The organism is uncultured Desulfobulbus sp. (genome assembly GCF_963662935.2).
In the GTDB taxonomy this organism is placed as follows: Bacteria; Desulfobacterota; Desulfobulbia; order Desulfobulbales; family Desulfobulbaceae; genus Desulfobulbus.
In genome coordinates this window covers 1701082-1722382 of sequence record NZ_CAXXTL010000002.1, presented here as the reverse complement: position 1 = coordinate 1722382, position 21301 = coordinate 1701082, and the positions used below count along the sequence as shown (strand labels likewise).

14 protein-coding genes and 2 pseudogenes are annotated in these 21301 nt (G+C 55.5%); 7 read left to right on the top strand and 9 right to left on the bottom strand.

What is annotated here, in order from left to right; genetic code table 11:
* Positions 1-2: 2 nt before the first annotated feature.
* Positions 3-1075, bottom strand: a pseudogene (locus ACHZCX_RS11875) (transposase).
* Positions 1076-1318: 243 nt separating this feature from the next.
* Between ACHZCX_RS11875 and ACHZCX_RS11870 the strand changes: the two are divergent.
* Positions 1319-2472 (top strand): annotated as a pseudogene (locus ACHZCX_RS11870) (IS4 family transposase).
* A 77-nt stretch (positions 2473-2549) separates the two neighbouring features.
* Here ACHZCX_RS11870 and ACHZCX_RS11865 read toward each other — a convergent pair.
* Together ACHZCX_RS11865 and ACHZCX_RS11860 are read right to left on the bottom strand one after the other, a co-directional pair.
* The gene (locus ACHZCX_RS11865) at positions 2550-4553 is read right to left on the bottom strand and encodes a nucleoside-diphosphate sugar epimerase/dehydratase (RefSeq protein ID WP_319587441.1); all 2004 of its coding nucleotides are present in this window, start codon (positions 4551-4553) and stop codon (positions 2550-2552) included.
* A gap of 314 nt (positions 4554-4867) precedes the next feature.
* Entirely contained in the window at positions 4868-5152 is a 285-nt protein-coding gene (locus ACHZCX_RS11860; protein WP_319587440.1) for a GNAT family N-acetyltransferase, read from the bottom strand.
* Between the two features lie 197 nt (positions 5153-5349).
* Here ACHZCX_RS11860 and ACHZCX_RS11855 point away from each other — a divergent pair, with 197 nt between their 5' ends.
* The 4 genes from ACHZCX_RS11855 to ACHZCX_RS11840 all read left to right on the top strand — a co-directional run bounded on the left by ACHZCX_RS11855 (position 5350) and on the right by ACHZCX_RS11840 (position 10457).
* The gene (locus ACHZCX_RS11855) at positions 5350-6528 is read left to right on the top strand and encodes a phospholipase D-like domain-containing protein (RefSeq protein ID WP_319587439.1); all 1179 of its coding nucleotides are present in this window, start codon (positions 5350-5352) and stop codon (positions 6526-6528) included.
* Positions 6529-6881: 353 nt separating this feature from the next.
* Positions 6882-8564: an acetolactate synthase large subunit gene (gene ilvB / locus ACHZCX_RS11850; protein ID WP_319587438.1), complete on the top strand. Its 1683-nt coding sequence runs from the start codon at positions 6882-6884 to the stop codon at positions 8562-8564.
* Positions 8551-8880 (top strand): acetolactate synthase small subunit, encoded by a 330-nt coding sequence (gene ilvN, locus ACHZCX_RS11845; protein ID WP_319587437.1) that lies wholly within the window; start codon positions 8551-8553, stop codon positions 8878-8880. Before ilvB ends, ilvN begins: the two co-directional genes overlap by 14 nt.
* Positions 8881-9215: 335 nt before the next feature.
* Positions 9216-10457: an aminotransferase class I/II-fold pyridoxal phosphate-dependent enzyme gene (locus tag ACHZCX_RS11840; RefSeq protein ID WP_319587436.1), complete on the top strand. Its 1242-nt coding sequence runs from the start codon at positions 9216-9218 to the stop codon at positions 10455-10457.
* A 131-nt stretch (positions 10458-10588) separates the two neighbouring features.
* Here the strand turns inward: ACHZCX_RS11840 and ACHZCX_RS11835 are convergent, their stop codons facing one another.
* The gene (locus ACHZCX_RS11835; protein WP_319587435.1) at positions 10589-11242 is read right to left on the bottom strand and encodes a hypothetical protein; all 654 of its coding nucleotides are present in this window, start codon (positions 11240-11242) and stop codon (positions 10589-10591) included.
* A gap of 315 nt (positions 11243-11557) precedes the next feature.
* On the opposite strand from ACHZCX_RS11835, the gene ACHZCX_RS11830 reads away from it, so the two are divergent.
* Positions 11558-12226, top strand: coding sequence for a hemolysin III family protein (locus ACHZCX_RS11830; protein WP_319587434.1), 669 nt, complete (start codon positions 11558-11560; stop codon positions 12224-12226).
* Between the two features lie 146 nt (positions 12227-12372).
* Here the strand turns inward: ACHZCX_RS11830 and ACHZCX_RS11825 are convergent, their stop codons facing one another.
* Positions 12373-13137, bottom strand: a complete 765-nt coding sequence (locus tag ACHZCX_RS11825) for an amidohydrolase family protein (protein WP_319587433.1) — start codon at positions 13135-13137, stop codon at positions 12373-12375.
* A 288-nt stretch (positions 13138-13425) separates the two neighbouring features.
* On the opposite strand from ACHZCX_RS11825, the gene ACHZCX_RS11820 reads away from it, so the two are divergent.
* Entirely contained in the window at positions 13426-14853 is a 1428-nt protein-coding gene (locus ACHZCX_RS11820; RefSeq protein ID WP_319587432.1) for a DEAD/DEAH box helicase, read from the top strand.
* A gap of 104 nt (positions 14854-14957) precedes the next feature.
* On the opposite strand, the gene ACHZCX_RS11815 is transcribed toward ACHZCX_RS11820, so the two are convergent.
* From ACHZCX_RS11815 to ACHZCX_RS11800, 4 genes are all read right to left on the bottom strand, one after another.
* Positions 14958-16316, bottom strand: a complete 1359-nt coding sequence (locus ACHZCX_RS11815) for a (Fe-S)-binding protein (RefSeq protein WP_319587431.1) — start codon at positions 16314-16316, stop codon at positions 14958-14960.
* Between the two features lie 2 nt (positions 16317-16318).
* Positions 16319-17713: an FAD-linked oxidase C-terminal domain-containing protein gene (locus ACHZCX_RS11810; RefSeq protein ID WP_319587430.1), complete on the bottom strand. Its 1395-nt coding sequence runs from the start codon at positions 17711-17713 to the stop codon at positions 16319-16321.
* 300 nt (positions 17714-18013) lie between these two features.
* Positions 18014-18733, bottom strand: coding sequence for a FadR/GntR family transcriptional regulator (locus ACHZCX_RS11805; RefSeq protein WP_319587429.1), 720 nt, complete (start codon positions 18731-18733; stop codon positions 18014-18016).
* Positions 18734-19048: 315 nt separating this feature from the next.
* Positions 19049-20998, bottom strand: coding sequence for an L-lactate permease (locus ACHZCX_RS11800; RefSeq protein WP_319587428.1), 1950 nt, complete (start codon positions 20996-20998; stop codon positions 19049-19051).
* Positions 20999-21301 lie beyond the last annotated feature (303 nt).

Sequence of the window (21301 nt, the reverse complement as noted above, 5' to 3'; positions counted from 1 at the left end):
CACTATAACACATAAGTTGATAAATATGCCCAATTAACCGCACGGGACACTAGCGTCAGATACAGGCGTGACAATTTTATCCGCGCATCCTTCGTTGTGAAATGCCAGTTTACTTTGACCTGTCGATTGTTCTGGTGCTTTTGCCAAGCATTCACCTCTTTTCTGGCAACTTCGATATCGTCAATTCGTCGGTTCAGGCATTGGCTTGCGAGAACGTTCAGCTCAATCTCGGCCATGTTGGCCAATTTCCATGCTTTGAGGTGTAAACAAATTCGAATCGATCCCATAACGCTTTAGCCTTTTCCGGTGGAAACGCCTCATAAAAGCACCTGGTTGATGCGTGTTCAGATTATCCATCACCAGTATTATTTTGTCGGCTTTGCAATAATGCCCGGCAATCTGCTCCAGAAAAACGGCCCAGTCTCGTTTGGTTTTTCGCTCGGTTATTGTCACCAATCCCTTGCCAAACAACGGTTCACAGGCAAGAAAAATTGCTTGGGTGACAATCCATGCAGACAACAGGGTGCAATGGATCAAACGGACGCTTGTAGACGTCCAGCACTCTTTCCATGTTGGCCGCAAAGCTGCCATTGTGTTCTGGTTGAATCACCCATCCTTTGTGTTGCCAAAGTTTAAGTTCGTTTTTTTTAGAACGCGACGAACCGCTTCATGCGAAATACTTTCAATTCAGCTCAACCATCTTGTCAGCCAATAGCCTCAGCGACCATCGGGCAAAACCTTCAGGCGGATCACTGCAACTCAAGGCGATTAAATGTGCCTCAAACTCTCCGTCCGCCTTCTTTTCATAGACACGCCCCGTTTTTCTCTTGTCGAGGGCTGCGCCAAATCCTTCTTCGACAAAGCGCTTCTTCACCCTATCAATCTTCCGCATACTGATATTGAGGACGTGGGCAATTTCCTCGTTCGTTGACCGATTCGCCTGACAATCCCCTGTGTCGCTATCAAGGAAAATCAGTGCATTCAATATCTTTTGCGATTGATGCTTCCCCTTTGAAACCAAACTGCCAAGCACTTCCCGTTCTTCCTTGGTGAGCGTTACGATGTATTTCGTCATAGTCAAACCTCCTGGAGTGATAATGAAGAAACTTTACCATATTTTTACGACACTTCAATATTGACATTACACTAGGCCGTCACTGATTCAGTGATTTGGATTCAGTGATGTCCGGTTAAGATTTTGCAAGGAGACGTCGGGTAAAAAAATACAGCATAACCATTTGAATTTCCTTGACAAGTCAACGAGGTGTCGTTGCGACCTGTTTTCATAGTTATCCTTTAATTGTAAGGAGTTATGAAGATGGCACCACATCCGTTCAAGTCGGAAAAACTGACAGCTCGCAACTACAAACATTTTTGCGTCCCATTACATTTGGCCCTGGAACGTATTCCAAAACTCAAATCCCGGAGTAACAGACCGCTGCAAATGGAATTTGAAGACCAGCTCCATGCGCTCATCTATTTTCACCTGCAGGAGCATACCTCCGGCAGGCATCTGCTCCAATCCCTGGAAGAAGATGCCTTTGCCCGTGAGCATATTGCCCCGAAGAAAGGTATTGCCAGGAGTTCGTTCTTCGAAGCCATGAACGAACGTGGCCTCGAGCAATTCCTGCTGGTCTTTGAAGCATTGCAACAGCAGGCTAGCAAGGTTCTGCCCGACAAATACCCCGAATTGGGTCAGTTGCTCGCCGTCGACGGTTCATTGATCGACGCTGTCCTTTCCATGGACTGGGCCGACTACCGCAAAGGCGCCAAAAAGGCCAAGACCCATATCGGCTTTGACCTCAATCGAGGTATTCCCCGCACCATCTTCCTCACCAACGGCAAAGGCGGAGAGCGTCTTTTTGTCAACCGGATCGTCCAGCCTGGGGAAACCGGGGTGAGCGACCGGGGATACCAAAGCCATCACGACTTCGATCAGCTCCAGGCAGCGGGCAAGCACTTTGTCAGTCGCATCAAGGAGAACACCGTGAGGGCCTGTCTTGAATCCTTCCCGTCGCCCCTGGGAGCATTGTCTTTTACGATGCCAAGGTTCTGCTTGGCCGGGAAGGAATCAATCAGACACAAACCCCGCTGCGCCTGGTCGGCTACACGGTCGGAGGTAAGACCTACTGGGTTGCCACCAATCGCTTTGATCTTGCCGCCGAACAGATTGCCCAAGTCTACAAGCTCCGCTGGGATACAGAGACCTTCTTCGGTTGGTGGAAGCGGCACCTCAAGGTTTACCATCTCATTTCAAGAAGCCGCCATGGCCTCATGATCCAGATGCTTGCCGGCTTGATCACCTATCTCCTGCTCGCGATCTATTGCCATGAGCAGCATGGGGAACCGGTCAGCATTCAACGAGTCCGTCAGTTGCGCAACCAAATCCTCAATGATTCCAGAATGGAACAGCCCCCTTCACGGAATCAGCAGGGGGAATGCAGCCCTGGAGCTATACATGCAAGTCCTTAACCGGACATTACTGATTTGGATTGAAGAAATTGATAAATGGGAAACTTGATATTCTCCCAGAGAGTTACGGGGGAAGGTCAAACAGTATAATCCGGAAGGTATTCCGGAACAATATTTTTCAACGTGTCTTTAATGCCCTTACTGTCGAGATCCTTGGCATGCATGGCCAAACATTCGAGCTGATCGTTTAATAGATTGCACTGAATCTCCTGCGCACCTCGCAGCACCATAATTTTCTCATGAGGGGTTGCAACAATGCCCTCACCCTCGGTGATGAGCTCTTCGTACAATTTTTCACCAGCGCGTAGACCGACATAGCGAATTTCAATCTCACTGTCGGGTTCGCGTCCGGTCAACTTGATCAGTTCACGTGCCATTTGATCAATTTTTATGGGGTCGCCCATCTTGAGGATGAAAATTTCTCCCCCCTCACCCATGGAGCCGCTTTGCAGAATCAGCTGGGCAGCCTCCTCGGCGGACATGAAGTAACGGGTGACCTCCGGATGGGTGACCGTCACCGGCCCGCCTTTTTCGATCTGCCGTTTAAAAAGCGGAATAACCGACCCGGATGAACCCAAAACATTGCCGAACCGCACTCCCATAAATCGGGTCGCATGGGAGGCAGGCACCGGGTTTGCTCCCTGCATGACTTCTTCCGTCTCCAACTGAGCCCTGATCCAGGCTGGGCTGAATTTCCCATCCCAACAATGGCTGCTATACGCGAGCATCAGTAGTTCGGTTACTCGTTTGGAAGCGCCCATAACATTCGTCGGCCGAACAGCCTTATCGGTGGAGACCAAAACGAACCGTTCAACGCCATGAAGAATAGAAGCCTCCATGAGCAACTGGGTGCCGAAAATATTGTTGTAGACAGCTTGCCAAGGGTTGCGCTCAACCAGCGGCACATGTTTGTAGGCGGCGGTGTGAAACACGACCGAAGGGCGGTGCTGCCGGAAGACACTGTCAAGCAGACGAAGATCTTGGACCTTGCCAAGAATGGCTAGGGTCTTGATCGTATCGTGTTCATGGCGCAACTCCATCTGAACGTTATAGAGATTCTCTTCGCTGCTGTCGAAAAGGATGATCAGGCCAGGCGCGAATCTCAGGGCCTGGCGGCACAGTTCGGATCCGATCGAGCCACCGGCACCGGTAATCAACACCGTTTTCCCGGTGAGGTATCCACCAATTTTTTCCTGATCCAGGCGCACTTCGTCTCGCCCCAGGAGATCCTTGAACGATATTTCACGGATGGTCTTAATCGAGACCCGGCCGTTGATCAACTCACCCATATTGGGGAGAACCTTGTAGGGCAACAGTGTCTTCTGACAGAGTGCTACATATCGTCGCATCTGTTCTCTGTTGACCACAACAGTCGCGATGAGGATTTCCTGAGCCCCGGTTCGATGAACAAGTTCATTAAGGTCATCGACCAGACCAAGAACAGAAACGCCGTGCAATTGGAAGCCAACTTTTGCCGGATCATCATCGACCAGGCCAACGGCTTGGTAGGGTAATTGACTATTTTCGTTAATCTCTCGAAGTACTTTTTCCGCTGCATCGCCGGAACCAATCAGGATCAGGCGTTTTTTCTCTTGCGGGACTTCAAAAGGGAGAAACCCGTGGTCACCCCCGAATTTCTGATAGATCCAGCGAATTGCCACCCGATGCGAGGCAATCAGGATAAAGGTGAAAAGGCTGTCGAGAATATAAACCGATCGGGAAAGACCCTCAAAACGATTACTGAGGAGTAAAAGACTGATGAGGACGGATGAGGAAAAAAGAGAAACGACAAGGATGTTGACAATATCGTTGAGGCTCGTGTACCGCCACATCCCCCGGTAAAGGCCAAAAATATAAAAAGAGGGCAGCTTGACGATCAGAATCAAGGGGAGAAGCCCGGCACATTGACGCAAGGCCTGACTATCAAGGTTCACTTCAAAACGAATGACATAGGCCAGATAGTGCGCCAACACGACCAGGACAGCATCGATGCACAGAATGATCCAAAACTTGGGATTAACGACCAAATTTTTGAGCAATTTTGAGTGAATGCGAACCTTGTTAACAATCGTCAAAAACATCAATTTATCCTTTGAAAATACCTATCCCGCTGGCTGATGTATTCATCCCGCTCGAAACAGAAGAAGAGTGTTGACAGCTCTGTTCAAGATCAAGACTTGATACTTTTCCCTCTGCAAACGGAGAAAGGAGCGGGCGCATAGTGAAATGTTTCGAGAATAATGCAAGGACTCAATAAAACGTCAGCTGCGTGGCAATCTTCTTCTTGCGGCAAGAGCGGCCCAGGAAGGACGATTTACCGCGAAGAGCTTGTGCTCATTGGCAAACAGCTCTGAACCGCGACAGATTATCGTTTTATATCGGCCTTGATAGCGGGTTAAAAATCACTCCGCAAATCAGCATACTCTTTGTTTCTCTCCAGGTAGGTGGCGACATAGGAACACTGCGGCACCACCTTTTTCCCGTGGCACCGAGCATCGTCCAAGGCGAATTTCGTCAGAATGGCGGCCACGTTCCGTCCCCGCAGCTCAGGAGGAACGAAGGTGTGGGTGAACGCCAGCACGTTTTCTCCTTGCTCCACATAGTCCAGCACAGCAACTTTTCCTTCAACGCTCAATTCAAAACGTTTCATCAGCTCATTTTTTGTCGGTTCGTTTTCCATGGCTGCTCCTCTCAGTGTCCCCCGAAGTTCTTTTGCCAAGCTGGCCGAATTGCGCCATGCTCAGCCTTTAGATGGGATGGGTTTAAGAGAGATAATGTTTTCTTCTCTGGTTTCTCTCCGGAGAAATGGTACATTGGTGTACTGGACGGGGAAGCAAAAAAGCCGTTTCGGCTTGCCCCCGGGCGCGTGGCAAAAAAATGAAGCACTCTCGACGCAACAAAAAACACCATTTTCGTCTTCTTGGATTGTTGTCCCGAATCAAGGGCATCCCCGATGCAGTCCGCTTTCACCATAACAGAGTTTTTCTCCTTCCGCACGGAGGAGATTTTTTCCCAGCCCTTTTTCAGGCAGTAGCGGCGGCAACCACCACAATCTGCGCCGAATTTTACATGATCAGGCCCGATGACACCGGCCAGGCCTTTGCCCGTGCCTTACAGGAGGCCGCATCACGGGGCTTGGAGGTGTCGCTCATTTATGATGCCATCGGCTGTTTCGATACACCCTCCTCTTATTTTCAGCAATTACAGGCCGCAGGAGTGCATTGCCTGCCGTTCAACAAGCCGGCCTTTTCCAAAATTCATTGGCTCGATATTCGCGATCACCGCAAAATGGTGGTCATAGACGGGACGACCGCATTTCTTGGCGGGCTCAACGTTGGCGATGAATACTCCGGCTTTGGGGAAAGTTTTGAGCGGTGGCGTGATGTCGGCATTCGTCTTGATGGACCAGCGGCTGGTGAATTGCAGCGGCTTTTCCGGCAAACCTGGTCCCAGGAGCAGGGAATCGACTCGTCGATACGGGTCGATTCCCCGCCAATGCCCGCTGGTGATGCCGACGTTATCATCGTCAACGGCTCTCCGCATCACACCCGATCGGTCATTCGCAACTCCTTTCGCTTGGCTATGGCCGGGGCTGTGCACAACATCCGTATCATCACCCCCTATTTCGTTCCTGGGCCCCGGGTGGTGCGTTCTTTGCTGCGCGCCGTCAAGCGTGGCGCCATTGTTCGGATGATCCTGCCCTCGATCAGCGATGTGCCGCTGATCCAGACGATGAGCCGAGCCTACCTCAAACCGCTGCTCGAAGCCGGTGTGGAGATCTTCGAACGCCAGGGGACCATTCTCCACGCCAAGGTGATGCTCATTGATGATCGCTGGGTAACGCTTGGTTCGGCCAATCTCGATTTTCGCAGCTTTCATCGTAATTACGAAATCAATGTCATTATCGACAGCCATGCCTTCGGTGCGCAGATGGTGGCCTTATTCAACGAAGAATTGGAAAAATCGTGGTGCCTCACTCTGTCGGACAACGCGCGGAGAAGCTGGTTTGAACGATTACTGGAATGGCTGCTGACACCGTGGAGCCGCTTTCTTTGATGGAATGCCGCAAAAGAACCCCGGCGCGCCTCAGGTTCCAGAGTCTAGAGGTACAACTGGACACGACATTCCCCTTGACGAAGGGCCTGCCTTTGGTTATCAAAGAAACAATAGCTTGCTTTTAAGCGCAGATTTTTCCGTGAGGCACACCCCAAGATGAACGCCATTAGCCGTATCGCCAACATTTTTACCGCCTTGACACTCCTTGCCGTGAGTGTGGTGGTCGTGGTGCGTCAAGGACTCGGGGCGTCGTAGCGGGAAGAATCCAGACTGGAGATCACAACCCCTGCCGGCGCCAGCCGGTGGGGGTTTTTTTTTGCCCATACCCAATACCACCACAGGAGGAACAGACCATGCCCAGACTCAACGGTGCCCAGATCATCATCCGTCAATTGGAACACCAGGGAATCCGGATTATTAGCGGCATTCCCGGCGGAGCCAACCTGCCGCTCTACGACGCCCTTGCTCAAAGCACGACCATCCGCCACATCCTCGCCCGGCACGAGCAGGGCGCAGGCTTCATCGCTCAGGGCATGGCCCGAACCAGCGGCAAGCCAGCGGTTTGCTTTGCCACCTCCGGCCCCGGCGCCACCAACATCCTCACCGCCCTGGCCGACGCCTACCTGGATTCGACCCCCCTAGTCTGCATCACCGGCCAGGTGCCCCGCTCTCTTCTAGGGACCGACGCCTTCCAGGAGGTTGACACCTACGGCATGTCCGTACCCATTACCAAGCACAATTATCTGGTGCGTTCGGCGGCCGACCTGCTGACCATCGTTCCCAAGGCCTTCCACTTGGCCGGTTCAGGCCGTCCCGGTCCTGTGTTGATCGACGTGCCCAAGGATGTCCAGACCGAGATGGTGGAGTTCGAGTCCTGGCCTGCGCCCTGCCCGGTCAAGGAGCACCAGGCCGGCGACCCCAAGTCCATCGAAACGGCGGCCGCCATGATCAACGAAGCCGTTCGACCGATTCTCTATCTCGGCGGCGGCGTCATCCATGCCGGGGCGGCAGCCGAGGCCAGGCAATTGGCGGAGCAGAGCGCCATCCCAACTGTTATGACCCTGATGGGGCTGGGCATCCTGCCCTCAGATCACCCCTTGTCATTGGGCATGCTCGGCATGCATGCCTGCCGGGCCACCAATCTGGCGATGGAGGAGTGCGACCTGCTGATCGCCGCCGGAGTCCGCTTCGACGACCGGGCCACCGGCCGGATCAATGCCTTCTGTCCCAAGGCCAAGGTCATCCATGTCGACATTGATGCCAGCGAGATCGGCAAGCTGCGCCCGGCCGACGCCGGCATCACCGGTGACGCCCGCCATGCCTTCACCGGTCTCCTGCCCCAAGTCCGAGGGAGGGGCCGGCATGAATGGAATGGCCGTATCCGCCAGCTGCAGCAGGACATTCCCCGTTTCTGCCAACAGGATTTCACCCAGGGAAGGCCCTTTCACCTCATCCGGCGGGTGGCTGAACTGGTAGGGCCCAAGGCCCTGATCAGCACCGATGTCGGCAAGCATCAGATGTGGGTGGCCCAGGCCTATCCCTTGACCTTTCCCCGCCAATTGCTCACCTCCGGAGGCTTGGGCACCATGGGTTTTGGCCTGCCGGCGGCCATCGGTGCATCTCTGGCCTTTCCGGACCGACCGGTGGTCTGTTTCAGCGGCGACGGCAGCCTACAGATGAATATCCAAGAACTGGCCACCGCGGTTGAGCAGCAGGTGCCGGTGAAGATCATCGTACTCAACAACCAGAGCCTCGGCCTGGTCCGCCAGCAGCAGCGGCTTTTCTACGAACAGCACTACTTCGCCTCCTCCTATGGGATCAAGGTGGATTTTTCCGCCATTGCCCGAGGCTTCGGCATGCGGGCCTTTGATCTTGAAGGCGTGGCCGAACCGGATGCACTCCTCCGACAGGCCCTGGCCGAACCAGGCCCCTGCCTGATCAACGTGCCCATCGACATCGAAGAGGAAGTAACCCCTATGGTGCCGCCGGGCGCCGCCAATACCACCATGATAGGAGACGATCATGAGCGCAACTGACAGCACCCAAACCGCCACTGAATCCCAGACCTTGCCCACCACCATCCTGCGCCTGACCGTCAACAATCATCCGGGTGTCATGCTGCACATCTGCGGTCTCTTCGCCCGGAGGGCCTTCAATCTCGAGGGCATCTTCTGCGCCGCCATTGGTCAGGGCGAGACCAGCCGTATCTGGCTCAAAGTCGATGAAACCGACAAGCTCGAACAGGTGATCAAACAACTGACCAAATTGGAAGATGTGATCGCGGTCGAGGAACAGGCCGATGCCCTAGAGCAAATCAGCGAGATGGAGGCGATGATGGCCCGCATAGGCTAAGCTCCGGCGCGGGCAAGCGGCAACACGGGGTTGACAATCCCGCCGATCCGCGATAAAAAATAAGCAAAGAATTAATGCATACCGTAACAGCACTTCAGTAGGATAAGAAAATGAAACACCATGTCGCGGCAGCGGCGGCGATGAACCCAGTTCATTGGCGACCGGTTGCTTCCTGAACACAGCAGAACCGAAACGACTCGCCATGGACTGGAAATCCGGTCCATGGTGCTTTTTTAAGCCTGGACCGGATACGGTTCAGGCTTTTTTTGTCCCCACGGCAGAAAAATCCGTGACCATCAGTTCCTGGCCCCGAACCATTTGCACAGGAGAATAGCATGACTAACGAGGTGAACATCCGCTTTGCCGACCGCATGAATCAGCTGCCGCCTTATCTTTTCGGCCTGATCAACAAAATCAAGATGGAAAAACGGTGGGAAGGGATCGATGTCATCGATCTTGGCATGGGCAACCCCATGGACCCGACCCCGAACAAGGTGACCGAGAAACTCTGCGAAGTGGCGGTCGATCCCAAGACCCACCGCTACCCGGCAGCCGGTGGTATGAAGAACCTCAAGCGGGAGATTGCCCTCTACTACAAGCGCAAATACGGGGTGGAACTGAGCGGCGAGGACGACGTCATCTGCACCATAGGCTCCAAGGAGGGCATTTCCCACCTCTGTCTGGCCCTGCTCGGACCGGGGGATACGGTCCTGGTGCCGACCCCTTTTTTCCCCATCCACGTGTATGCCGCAGTCATCGCCGGGGCCAGCGTCCTGCGCTTCCCTCTGGGTTCGGAGGAGGAATTCCTGCGCCAGGTCAGCGCCATGTGCCAGTCACTCTACCCCCACCCCAAGCTGGTGATGCTCAATTACCCCCACAACCCCACCGGTACCCTGGCTTCCAAAGAGTTCTTCGTGGAGATGGTCAAGCTGGCCAAGCGGTTCAACTTCATGGTGATCAACGACTTCGCCTATGGTCAGATCACCTATGACGGCCTGGTGGCCCCCTCATTCCTGGAGGTTCCCGGGGCGCTCGATGTCGCGGTTGAATTCGGCTCATTTTCCAAGTCCTACAACATGGCAGGCTGGCGGCTGGGCTACTGTGTGGGTAACAAGGAGATGGTCGGCGGGCTGTCCAAGATCAAGGGGTATTACGATTACGGTATTTTCTCCGCCATCCAGGTGGCAGGCATTGTTGCTATGCGCGACTGTGACGACACTATCGTCGAGCAGGTGGCCATCTACCAGAAACGGCGGGATGTGCTCTGCGAAGGGTTGTCCCGCATGGGCTGGGAGGTGGAGAAGCCTAAGGCGGGCATGTTCCTCTGGGTAAAAATCCCCGAACCCTATGTGCAGATGGGTTCGATCCGCTTTGCGATCGAGATGATGAACCGGGCCAATGTGGCCGTTGCCCCCGGCGCGGGTTTCGGCGAGGAAGGTGATGGCTTTCTCCGCCTGGCTCTGGTGGAAAACGAAAACCGCATCCGCCAAGCCCTCAAGCAGATGAAGCGCGCCCTGGTGGAGATCGACCAGGAGGTCAAGGCCGGGACCTTTATCCTTGCGCCGGAAAGTAGGTAAGCCTGACACACCAAGCAGGCGACAGGAGCGGCGGAGAACCCCAAATCCCCGCCTACCCTGTCGCCCGTTTTGAGACTTGCCCGACGTGAACCGCTCGCCAATCCTTTGAACAAGGTGCCGGAGGCCGGTTTCTAAGCCTCCATCTCCCTGATGATTTGCCGCCAACGCCGGATATTCTCCTCGTTCAATTCCCGCTCCTCCTGCTCGTTGAACCTGTGCCCCTGTGGTTGCAGACCGGCGGCATCATCAATCCGCCCGAAAACCATAGTTGCGCCGGTGTGCATCCAGGCGTTGCGAAACGGAAAAAGACGCAAGGCGATGAGCAGTCCCACCTCACTCTGTTGTGCCATTGTTTGATCGAGGACGAACACCTTGTCGCCGCTGATGACGTCCAGGAGGACGCAACCTCCTGCCGGATGCAATTCCCTGACCCAGAAGAGGGAAAACCGCGCCTGCGCCATATTCTCCAGCAACATCCGCTCATCACTGCCCTGCTGGTAACGGTTGCGATTGAGCATCTGCCGGACCAGGCTGAGCCCTCGGGGCCGATGCATGTAGATCAGGTAATCCTGAAACACATCCATGTCCACTTCATGCTCGAAATGGATACCAATCTTGCCGCCCTGTTTGTTAAGCATGCCCAACCGCTTGGCGCAGGCCTTGACCGCATCCTTGCCGGCCAATTTGCCGATGTTCGCGTGCAAGACAGGGAGCAGCGGCCAGAGCCGTTGGTATTCGGCCGTCAACTCTTCAATATTTTGAGGAAGAACAGAGGATTGCTCCACGAAATAGTCTCCGGTAAATAGTTCAATTTGGTTATTCTCTCCCGAGTTTCGATGCGGTTGGGGGCGGAAGCCAGTAGCGGATGGGGCACCTCTTCATGCGACACCGCCGGTCCCGGCCCCAGCGTTCGCCACCATATACCATATCCGCTGTCTTTGTAACAGGCCCTGCCTTAAGGCAGATATACCGTGCCCCACGACAATCGCCAGGGCGGACGAAGGAATTGCGGGTGGACAATAGAGGTGAAGCGCACTATCTTGAAAAGCAGTATTCCGATAGACAGTTCCCCGTTTTTCCTCAAACCCACGCATCACTCCATGACACACAACACCTCTGTTTCCCGCTACACCAAGGGCGAAGAAATCGCCAACAGCATCACCCATGGCCTGGGAGTTGTCCTGGCTCTCGGCGGCCTGGTCGTACTCATCATCTTTGCAGCCCTCTACGGCAACGCCTGGCATATCGTCAGTTGCTCGATTTTCGGCGCGGCCCTGATCCTGCTGTACCTGGCCTCGACCCTGTACCACGCTATCCAACATCCGAACGCCAAACCCATCCTGCGAATTCTCGACCACTCAGCCATCCTGGTGTTGATAGCCGGTACGTATACACCTTTCACCCTGGTCAGCCTGCGCGGCCCGTGGGGCTGGACCCTGTTCGGAATCATCTGGGGATTGGCGGTAATGGGGATTCTGATCGAAGCAACGCGGCTCAGACGCTTTCGAGGCTGGTTGATTGCGCTTTATGTGATCATGGGCTGGGCGGTGGTAGCGGCGATTAAACCGATGATGGCGAATGTGGCCAGCGGCGGCCTCTGGCTGCTGCTCTCAGGAGGCCTTGCCTACACTGGCGGGATAGTGTTTTATCTGTGGAAACGCCTACCCTACAATCACGCCATCTGGCATTTGTTTGTCTTGGCGGGCAGTGTGTTACATTATTTCGCTGTTTTGCTGTATGTCATCCCGGTGGCCGACTCCATCCGGTAGTATCACAAAGACAGGGAGTCGCCCCGGCTCCTTGCCAGCCCTCCCCAGTATACCTGAAGATTTTCCCCATCAGCGGATGCGTCCCTTTTCCGCTTGGCCGGTCACACCGATGGCTCTCCATCCTGGCCCCTTTGAGTATCTGAAAATCATCTGGGGCATTCAACGCCATTGATGAGGGCGAGAATGTTGCCGGAAACAACCCGCTCAAAATCGATGGCGGCAAGCTTCATCCGTTCTATCTTACCGAGTTCCTGACCGGGTGTGCCGAAGGGGAAGTCGCTGCCGAACAGCAGTTTTTCCGGCCCGTAGTGCTCGAGGAAATGGCGGATTTCCGTGGTCGAGGCCAGAGCGGAGTCGGCGTAGACGTTGTCACGGCGCCAGATCCCGGCTCGGTCCAGGGATTGGTACGACCCGTTCAAGCCCCCGAGATGGGGAATGATGATCACCGCCTCCGCGGCCAGCCGCTCCACAAAACGCAGGGTATTGTCGAAACTCTCCTCCAGCACGATGGGCAAGCGGCGCCGAGTTATTTCCTCGATCATTCTGGCGCAGCGGGGATCTTCGTAATGGTATTCCGGCTCGTAGGAATGTCGGTGCCATTTGATGCCGCAGTAGGGATGCTGCAGTTCGTCGACAGCAAAATCGTTCCAGACGAACAGATAGGGGAACACCGGCTCGCCCTCGGCCGCCAGCTGCAGCAGGTAGCGATTGGCCTTCCGTCTGATCCGTCGCCAATCGTGATTGTCCTGAAAATCAAAGTTGTCGCGGTCGTAGATATCCTCCACCGGCGCAAACATGCAGGCGCCGCTGATACCGTCCCGCCTTAAGAGAGGTTCAATATCCTCGTAGGGAAGATCCACATGCTGGACGCCGCAGTGGATATGACTGTCAATGATCCGTGATGTACCCATGGCCGGTTTCTCCTCAGCAGGATTCAAGTCTCCTTTTTAACCCGGCAAGCAACTTTTGTCTTGCTTTGCCCTTCAACTCGCTGTCATTCCGATCACAAATAGGGTAGGATAAAAAAGACGACGCCGAACTTGCTCCCAGAAGCCGTCATCCCTGCCCTCTTTGTGCAGAACCGTCAGAATCCCTCCCTGACTTCTCCCCTTCGGAGCGCTACGCTATTGAGCCACGGGCAGTTCTCCAGCCCTTTGATGCTGCCCCATAAATTGTAAAGAACCATGAAGGAAACGTATATGTCATTTGATCAACTTGGCCTTCGGGTCGAACTGCTGAAAGCCGTTGCCGCTAAAGGGTATTCGGCCCCCACCCCTGTTCAAGCCAGGGCCATCCCCACTATTCTTGATGGCCGGGATATCCTGGCCCGCGCCCAGACCGGTACAGGAAAGACAGACGCCTTTGCCCTTCCCATGGTGGAAATACTCAGTCGACACATCGAGCGCGAACGTCACCCTAGAGCCCTCATCCTCACCCCGACGCGGGAACTGGCTCTGCAGGTGGGCGAGAGCATCAAGGCCTATGCCAGGCGAGTCTCGCTGCGATGCACCGTGGTCTACGGCGGCATTAACATCCTGCCGCAGATCGAGCGCCTGGAGCGCGGCATTGATATTCTGGTGGCCACTCCCGGCCGCCTTCTGGATCTCTCCGGCCAAGGGCATCTGGACCTTTCTCACATCGAATTTCTGGTGTTTGACGAGGCGGACCGAATGCTGGATTTAGGATTCAGCAGGGAGATCTCCCAGATCCTTGAACTCCTGCCGACCGAGCGGCGGACCATGTTGTTTTCCGCCACCTACACCCAGGAGATTCGCAATCTTGCCGCAATCCTGCTGAAAGAGCCTGAAGTCATTGAAGTATCGCCCAGCAGCACGGCGGCTGAATCGGTTATCCAGAAGGTGCATCTGGTCGATCAGATCAATAAACGCGCCCTGCTCGTGCATCTGCTCGCCAAGGGTAAATGGAGCCGGGTACTGGTCTTTTGCCGCACCAAGCACGGGGCCAACAGAATCACGGAGAAGCTGGTCGAACAAGGGCTCCAGGCCGCCGCGCTGCACGGCAACAAGAGCCAGTCGCTCCGCACGCGCACACTTGAGGAATTCAAAAGGGGCGACATCCGCATCCTGGTGGCCACCGATGTGGCGGCTAGGGGCCTGGATATCGTCAATCTCCCCTATGTCGTCAATTACGATATGCCCACCATCCCCGAGGATTACATCCACCGGATCGGCCGCACGGGACGCGCCGGTGAAAGCGGCATTGCCGTCTCCATGGTCAGCCATGAAGAAAAGCGGCACCTGCAGGCCATTGAAACCCTGATCGGCCAGAAGATCCCGGTGGAAATCGTGACCGGCTATTCGGAAGGGACGGATGTTCCCGATTACGTCCTCTATCGTCCCAACAACGCTGCCAGTGAAAAGAAGGCGGACAAGGCGATCAAAGAATTGGTTGCCTACAGGAAGGCAAAAGCCGAAAAATCCGGTAAGCCGCAAGGGCAGCCCGGAGAGGACAAGACCCCGGCCAAAGGTACCGGCAGACGATCATCGGGCGCAGGGCCCAAACCCACGTCAGGCAGAAGAAACGCGAACACGGCCAGGCCGCCGGCCCGATCAGGATCAAGCGCTTCCCAATCATTGAAGCAGGGCAAACGCAGGGGGAGAGGGTAAAAGGAACGTTTTACAGAGAGATCAACGATCGCTTGAATGAAGAAAGGGTGTGGGGGACATTTGTCCCCCACACCCTTTTCTTTGGTTTATGCGGCAAGAGTCGGCTAGCGGCCGGAATCTTTGCCGGTTTTTTCCCGACGGTACGACTCCGCCAAGAGGGAAATAAAGTGAGTGACCTCCTGTTTACCACCGGATCGGTGGACGTTGTCCAGGAGTTGCATCATGCAGGCCGGGCAACCGACGGAGACGGTATCGGCCTGGGTCCGGTTGATGTCCTCGGCTTTTTTCCGGCCAATGACAGCGGATGTTTCATGGTGCGAGAGGACATAGGAGCCGCCGCTACCGCAACAAGCATCCGGGGCGGACATCTCCTTGAAGGTGATGCCGGGGATACCTTTAAGGATCTCGCGCGGCTCGGCCGAAACCTTCATCGACTTTTTCAGATGGCAGGAATCGTGGTAGGTCACCACCCGCTCTATTCTTCCCGTGGGTTGCCGGAGCTTAATGATCCGGGTGAGGAAGGTGGAGATGTCATAGGTCCGCTTGGCCCAATATGCCGCCTTGGGACCGTACACCGGGTCGGCAGCCAGGATTTCGGTATAATCGTGCTGCCAGGCGCCGCCGCAGGAACCGCAGCCGGTGATCAAATACTCACAGCCTGTCTTGTCGAAGGTGTCGATGTTGTTGCGGGCCAGTGTCCGCACAGTTTCAATGTCGCCATGCACCAGGACCGGCACGCCGCAGCAATTCTGTGCTTTGGGGATATGGACTTCGATGTTGTTGGCGACCAAAACATCGATCAGATCCTGGCCGGCATCGGGATAAAAGTAGTTTAAGGAATCGCCGGTGAAAAAGGCGACCTTCATAGTGGCGTCAGCAACCTTCACCACTTCGGGAACTCGATCGCGAAGGGGGGTGATATTGAGGCCAGGCATTTGCTTTTCACTATCGAAACCGATGGGGCCGCCTATCCGGGCAAAGGGAGAACGGGGAGAGATCGCCTTGCCACCTTCCTCGGTTTTGAAGGCGAGCCCCTGCAATGCTGCCCCGACCCGCATGCCCGCATCGAAAAGTTTGGGGTGCTTGAGAGTGGAGAAGATCATCTTCTTCAGCCAGGGAAGGCCGTTCTTCCGCACCAAGGCCGCCCGAAGCGCCAGCATGATCCGGTCAAAATTGACCTTGGTCGGGCAGTTGGTCATGCAGGACTTGCAGACCAGACAGTTGAACAGCATCTCGTAGACCTGAGGGTCGTCTAGTTCCAATTCACCATCCAACACCGCCTCGGCTACCGCAATCTTCGAGCGGGTGACCGAGGTTTCCAGCTTGTCGGCGCCGTAAACCGGGCACACCGACATGCAATTGCCGCACTTCATGCACTTGTCGAGCTCCTCGCGGACAATAGCGAGGTCGTCGTGGTAGGTTTTCCCGGTCCGTAGCTCCCGGGTCTTTTCTGTTGTTGCCATGATCAGGCCTCCCGCAAAGGGACCATCTTGCCCGGATTGAGGACATATTCCGGATCAAGCGATTCCTTGATACTGCGCATCAGGTTGAGGCCGCTCTGGCCGAGTTCATCGCCCAGGTACTTCATCTTGGCCACGCCGATACCGTGCTCGCCGGACAGGGTGCCGCCGAAGCTCAGGGCCACCTTGAAGATTTCATCAACCGCCTTGTGCATGCGGCCCATTTCATCCTGGTTGTTCTTATCACAGAGGATGGTGGGATGGAGATTGCCGTCACCGGCATGACCGAAGGTGCCCAGGGTCAGATTGTATTTCTTGCCGATAGCCTCGCAGGCGATCAGCATATCGGTGATGTGCGAGCGGGGCACGGTGGCGTCCTCAAGGATAACGGTGTTGTTGAGCGAGGCCAGGGCAGGCAGGGCGTTGCGGCGTGCGGTCCACAGCTGGTCACGCTCCTGGTCGGTCTCGGCTATTTTGAGCCCGCCGTTATTGTCGCGAACCACCTGCATCACCGCCTCGGCCTCGGCGCGGACCACATCCTCGGACATGCCATCAACCTCGATCAACAGCAGGGCCTCGGCGTCTACCGGCAGGCCGATATGGGCGAAATCCTCGACCGTCCGGATAGTCATCCGGTCCATGATCTCCAAGGTGGCAGGAATGACTTGGGCGGCAATGATGCCGGCCACCGCGTTGCCCGCATCGGCGAGCGTTTTGAACTCACCCGTCATGGTGCGGCGGAACTTGGGTGCCGGGATCAGTTTGGCAGTCAACTCGGTGATAATACCGAGCGTCCCCTCGGAGCCAACAAAGAGGTTGGAGAAATCGTAGGCAGTCACGTTTTTCACGGTCTTGCCGCCGAAACGCACCTTCTCGCCGTTGGCCAGCACCACCTCCATCCCCATGATGTAGTTCTTGGTGACGCCGTATTTAAGACCGCGCAGACCGCCGGAATTCTCGGCAGCCGAACCACCCATGGTGGCAGTGGCAACGGTGCCTGGATCGGGCGGATAGATCAGGCCGTGCGGGGCGACGGCAGAGTTGAGGGCGGCAATGACCACGCCGGGCTGCACGACGGCCGTGAGGTTGGCTGCGTCGACCTCGACGATCGTGTTCATTTTCTGGAACGAGAGGACGATCCCTTTTTTCAAGGGGATGGCACCACCACTCAGATTGGTGCCGGCCCCACGGGGATAAATGGCAATTTTGTTGCGCCGGGCCAGGTTGACTATCTCCTGGACCATCTTGGCACTGGTGGGCAGGACGACCACATCCGGCGTCTGCCGCGGCATATCAGCCGTTGCGTCATAGCTGTACGCCACCATGTCAACCTTGCCGGTCAACACGTTTTCTTTTCCAACCAAGGTTTCGAGTTGTTCAATAATGGTCTTGTCAAGCATATCGACTGTTCTCCTCTGGTGCGATTGTCCATGCCGGGGTAGCCGTCCGCCGCAAACACCTGAAGCTGGATGCTTATTCAGCGGTGGTATTGTTGTCATACCAATTATCATCTCAAAAGTGTTCTGTCAAATAAAAAATGCAGGCGTTCAGCATCTTGCAGCGCTCAACGCGCAAAGGGTCATGCTGGAGACGAGCGGTAGAAAGTGAGGAGGTGTTGCGGTTTTACTTGAAGGGAAAAGTAATTTTCAAAAACGAAGAGGGACGACAGGATGCAGCGACGGTAGGTGTAACGGTGACCGTCAGGATCCCTTGAGGGCCACGTAGGCAGTGCTGCGCTGTTCGGCAAACGTGAGATGGTGCATCATCGCCTCGCGGGCGCCCTCGGCATTCTTGGTACGAATGGCGGCGACGATGGCGGCATGATGGCGGTACAGGAGGCTGCGATCCTCTTGGGTGAGGTAAACGGCCCGCCAGACACCGCGCTGAAATTCTTTCATCGCGTCAAATATGGACTGCATCAGGTGGAGCCAGACGATGTTGTGAGTAGCCCGGGCAATGACAATATGGAGGTTGGCGTCGAGGTCTTCGGAGGACAAATGTCCCGCCAGATTATTTTCCATGCTTGTCACGATTTCCTCCATCCGGCGTAAATCCTCGGGGAGGGCGCGTTGAGCCGCAAAGAAGGCGGTCCAGGATTCCATGCACTTGCGAACCTCAATGACCTCCAAGGCGCGCTCCTGCTGGCTGCGGATCAGTTCACTCAGCGAGTTGCCCTGGTTGGGATCGACCAGGGACTGCACCACCGTGCCGCCCCCCTGATAGGAGAGTACCAGGCCGGCTGAAGACAGGATGTTGAGGGCTTCCCGCACCGAGGGCCGAGAAACACCGAACATCTCGGCCAGTTCTCGTTCCGGCGGCAATTTATCACCGGGGGAGAAATCTCCGGCAAGAATAGACTCACGGATTTGGTCAGCGATCTGACTGGAAACTTTTTTGGGCTTTATCGGTTTGAATCTCATGGTCTTCCTTAAAAAAAGAGGAAAATCGCTTCAAAGCGTTCTTTTCTAACCCAGAATTTCTGGAAATGCAACTGGTTGTCATTCTTTCGGATTTAAAGAGAGGACGCCCTGTTCGCCTCGTCCGGTGAAAACAGGGAGTCGTCCAACTTTATTTAAACAAGAGGGACCGGAAGCGTCCCCGACAAGGAGCACTCCGGGCGGCCGGAACTGTTGACCGCCGCCCGGAGTGGCATTCGCCCTCCCCCCCAGGGGGCGCATCATCCGGACAGGGGGAGGCGCCCGGATGATTCCTGGAGAAGAGAGACAGAAGAGGGTTTATGGAATCATCCACTGCAGGTAGTAGGCCTGCAGGTAGACCATGACGCAGACCAGGAAGGTCAGGAACAGCGAATGCTTCAGGGTGAAGCGGAACAGGGTGCCTTCCTCGCCGACCATGCCGCAGGCGGCGGTGGCCACTGCCAGGGATTGGGGCGAAATCATCTTGCCCATGACACCACCGCTGGTGTTGGCAGCGCCGGTGAGAATCGGGCTGATACCCAGCTGCTCAGCCGTGGCCTTCTGCAAGCCACCGAAGAGGACGTTGCTCGAGGTGTCGGAACCGGTAAGGAACACACCAACCCAACCGAGGATAGGGGCGAGAAACGGGAACCAGTGGCCGGTCTTAGTGAAGATCAAACCGAGGCAATTGGTCATGCCCGAGGCATTCATAACGTAAGCCAAACCGAGGACCGAAGCAACGGTCAGGGCAGGAAAACGCATGTCGAACAGGGTTTTGCCAGCGATTTTCATGACATCGCCAAAACCGACGCCGCAGATCATGGCTGACAGGAAGGCCGCGATCAGGATAGCGGTACCGGCGGCGGACAGGTAGTTAAAGTTGTACTTGGCGGCGATCTTGGCGGGTAACTGGTCGGTCAACGCTTTGGTCAGCGATTTGAACTGATCTTTCTCCACCAGCTTGTCCTTGACCAGGCCTTCGCTCAGCTTCTTCAATTCGTCCGCTTTCTTGAAAATCGGCTCAAAGGCGGTAACCCGCTCTTCCGGCAGGATGGCGCCTTTACCGACGAACCGCTGTTCAACAGCGGTCATGCCGCCTTCCAGAGTCTTCAGTTCGCCAAGCAGGGTCACAGCCTTGGCCAGTTTCTCGTCGGTTTTCGGCAGGGCAGCGGTCAGCTTGTCGATCTCGGCGTTAACCACAGCAATCTTTTGCAGACCGGCGTCGGGGGTGGAGACCTTTTTGACGATCATGTTGTCAAGCCCGGTGACGGGGATGACCACCTTGCCCAGATTGTCGAGGCTGGTTTTGACCGACGGCAGGCCCCAGAGCAGCACCATCAGGGTGAGAAACAGATAAGGAGCCCAGGCGCGGAAAATCTGGCCGCCGGTGTAGTTGTGCTCTTCCTTGGTGGCTGCTTTTTCGTGGTCAAAGACATAATTTTCCTTGGGCTGCCAGAAGCGCAGCAGAATGACCAGAGCCGCCATGGCCGACAGAGAGGCGGTGATGTCCGGCAGATAGGGGCCGACATAACTAGCGGTCAACCACTGGGCCAAGGCAAAAGTAACGCCGCAGACCAAGATCGCCGGCAGAACTTCCCAGGCCTTTTTCAGCCCGGCCATCATGACGATGACATAAAAAGGAATGATGACCGAAATGAAAGGCAGCTGGTGACCGACCATTTTGGAGAGCTTCATCATGCCGACGTCGTCATAGCCCATAACCGCCGACAGGGCGACGACCGGAATACCAATGGCGCCGAAGGCGACCGGCGCGGTGTTAGCCACCAGACAGACGCCGGCGGCATAGAGCGGACGAAAACCGAGACCGACCAGGGTGGCGCCGGCGATGGCCACGGGCGTACCGAACCCTGCCGCACCTTCAATGAAGGCGCCGAAGCAAAAGGCGATCAGCAGGGCCTGGATGCGGCGGTCAGCGGTCAAACCGGCCAGGGAGGCCCGAATGATTTCAAATTGGCCGCCTTTGACGGTGATGTTGTAGAGAAAGAGGGTGGTGAGGACGATGTAGAACACAGGAAAGAGGCCAAAGGCCGCGCCTTGGCCAAAGGCCAGCCCGGCCAGCTTGGCGGGCATTCCCCACACGGTAACGGCGATGGCGATCGCGGATGCGACAGCCAGAATGGCTGCCTTGTGGGCCTTCATCTTCAGCACGGCGAGGCAGACGAAGATGACGATAAGAGGCACGGCGGCGACGAGCGCCGACATTCCGAGGCTTTCCCCTATGGGGGTGTAGTTTTGTATCCAGGGCATAGCGGCTACTCCTTACTGTTGGATGGTTAACATACAACCCCAGGGCCGGGGCGGTTGAAGGGTTTCCAGGAAGAGTGCGCCTCTCCCCCTGGTTTTCTCTAATTGGTATTACCAGTTATTTCATTTTGAAAAACTTGTCAACATTATTTTTAATTGAACCGGAAAAAGCATGTTGACAAAGGGTGTTAGTATGAAATATGGTTATGCATAATTTGGTTTTACAACTTAGAAAAAACTGACCAGTGCTGTTAGGCGGCCCCGGAAAGGCCGACAGGATGGCCGGTCAAGCTTTGTGCGGCTGAG

What these genes read in the sequence shown, in the direction of transcription:
- ACHZCX_RS11865 (WP_319587441.1), bottom strand. Translation starts at nt 4,553, where the DNA reads ATGTTTTTGACGATTGTTAACAAGGTTCGCATTCACTCAAAATTGCTC.
- ACHZCX_RS11860 (WP_319587440.1), bottom strand. Translation starts at nt 5,152, where the DNA reads ATGGAAAACGAACCGACAAAAAATGAGCTGATGAAACGTTTTGAATTG.
- ACHZCX_RS11855 (WP_319587439.1), top strand. Translation starts at nt 5,350, where the DNA reads ATGAAGCACTCTCGACGCAACAAAAAACACCATTTTCGTCTTCTTGGA.
- ilvB (WP_319587438.1), top strand. Translation starts at nt 6,882, where the DNA reads ATGCCCAGACTCAACGGTGCCCAGATCATCATCCGTCAATTGGAACAC.
- ilvN (WP_319587437.1), top strand. Translation starts at nt 8,551, where the DNA reads ATGAGCGCAACTGACAGCACCCAAACCGCCACTGAATCCCAGACCTTG.
- ACHZCX_RS11840 (WP_319587436.1), top strand. Translation starts at nt 9,216, where the DNA reads ATGACTAACGAGGTGAACATCCGCTTTGCCGACCGCATGAATCAGCTG.
- ACHZCX_RS11830 (WP_319587434.1), top strand. Translation starts at nt 11,558, where the DNA reads ATGACACACAACACCTCTGTTTCCCGCTACACCAAGGGCGAAGAAATC.
- ACHZCX_RS11825 (WP_319587433.1), bottom strand. Translation starts at nt 13,137, where the DNA reads ATGGGTACATCACGGATCATTGACAGTCATATCCACTGCGGCGTCCAG.
- ACHZCX_RS11820 (WP_319587432.1), top strand. Translation starts at nt 13,426, where the DNA reads ATGTCATTTGATCAACTTGGCCTTCGGGTCGAACTGCTGAAAGCCGTT.
- ACHZCX_RS11815 (WP_319587431.1), bottom strand. Translation starts at nt 16,316, where the DNA reads ATGGCAACAACAGAAAAGACCCGGGAGCTACGGACCGGGAAAACCTAC.
- ACHZCX_RS11810 (WP_319587430.1), bottom strand. Translation starts at nt 17,713, where the DNA reads ATGCTTGACAAGACCATTATTGAACAACTCGAAACCTTGGTTGGAAAA.
- ACHZCX_RS11805 (WP_319587429.1), bottom strand. Translation starts at nt 18,733, where the DNA reads ATGAGATTCAAACCGATAAAGCCCAAAAAAGTTTCCAGTCAGATCGCT.
- ACHZCX_RS11800 (WP_319587428.1), bottom strand. Translation starts at nt 20,998, where the DNA reads ATGCCCTGGATACAAAACTACACCCCCATAGGGGAAAGCCTCGGAATG.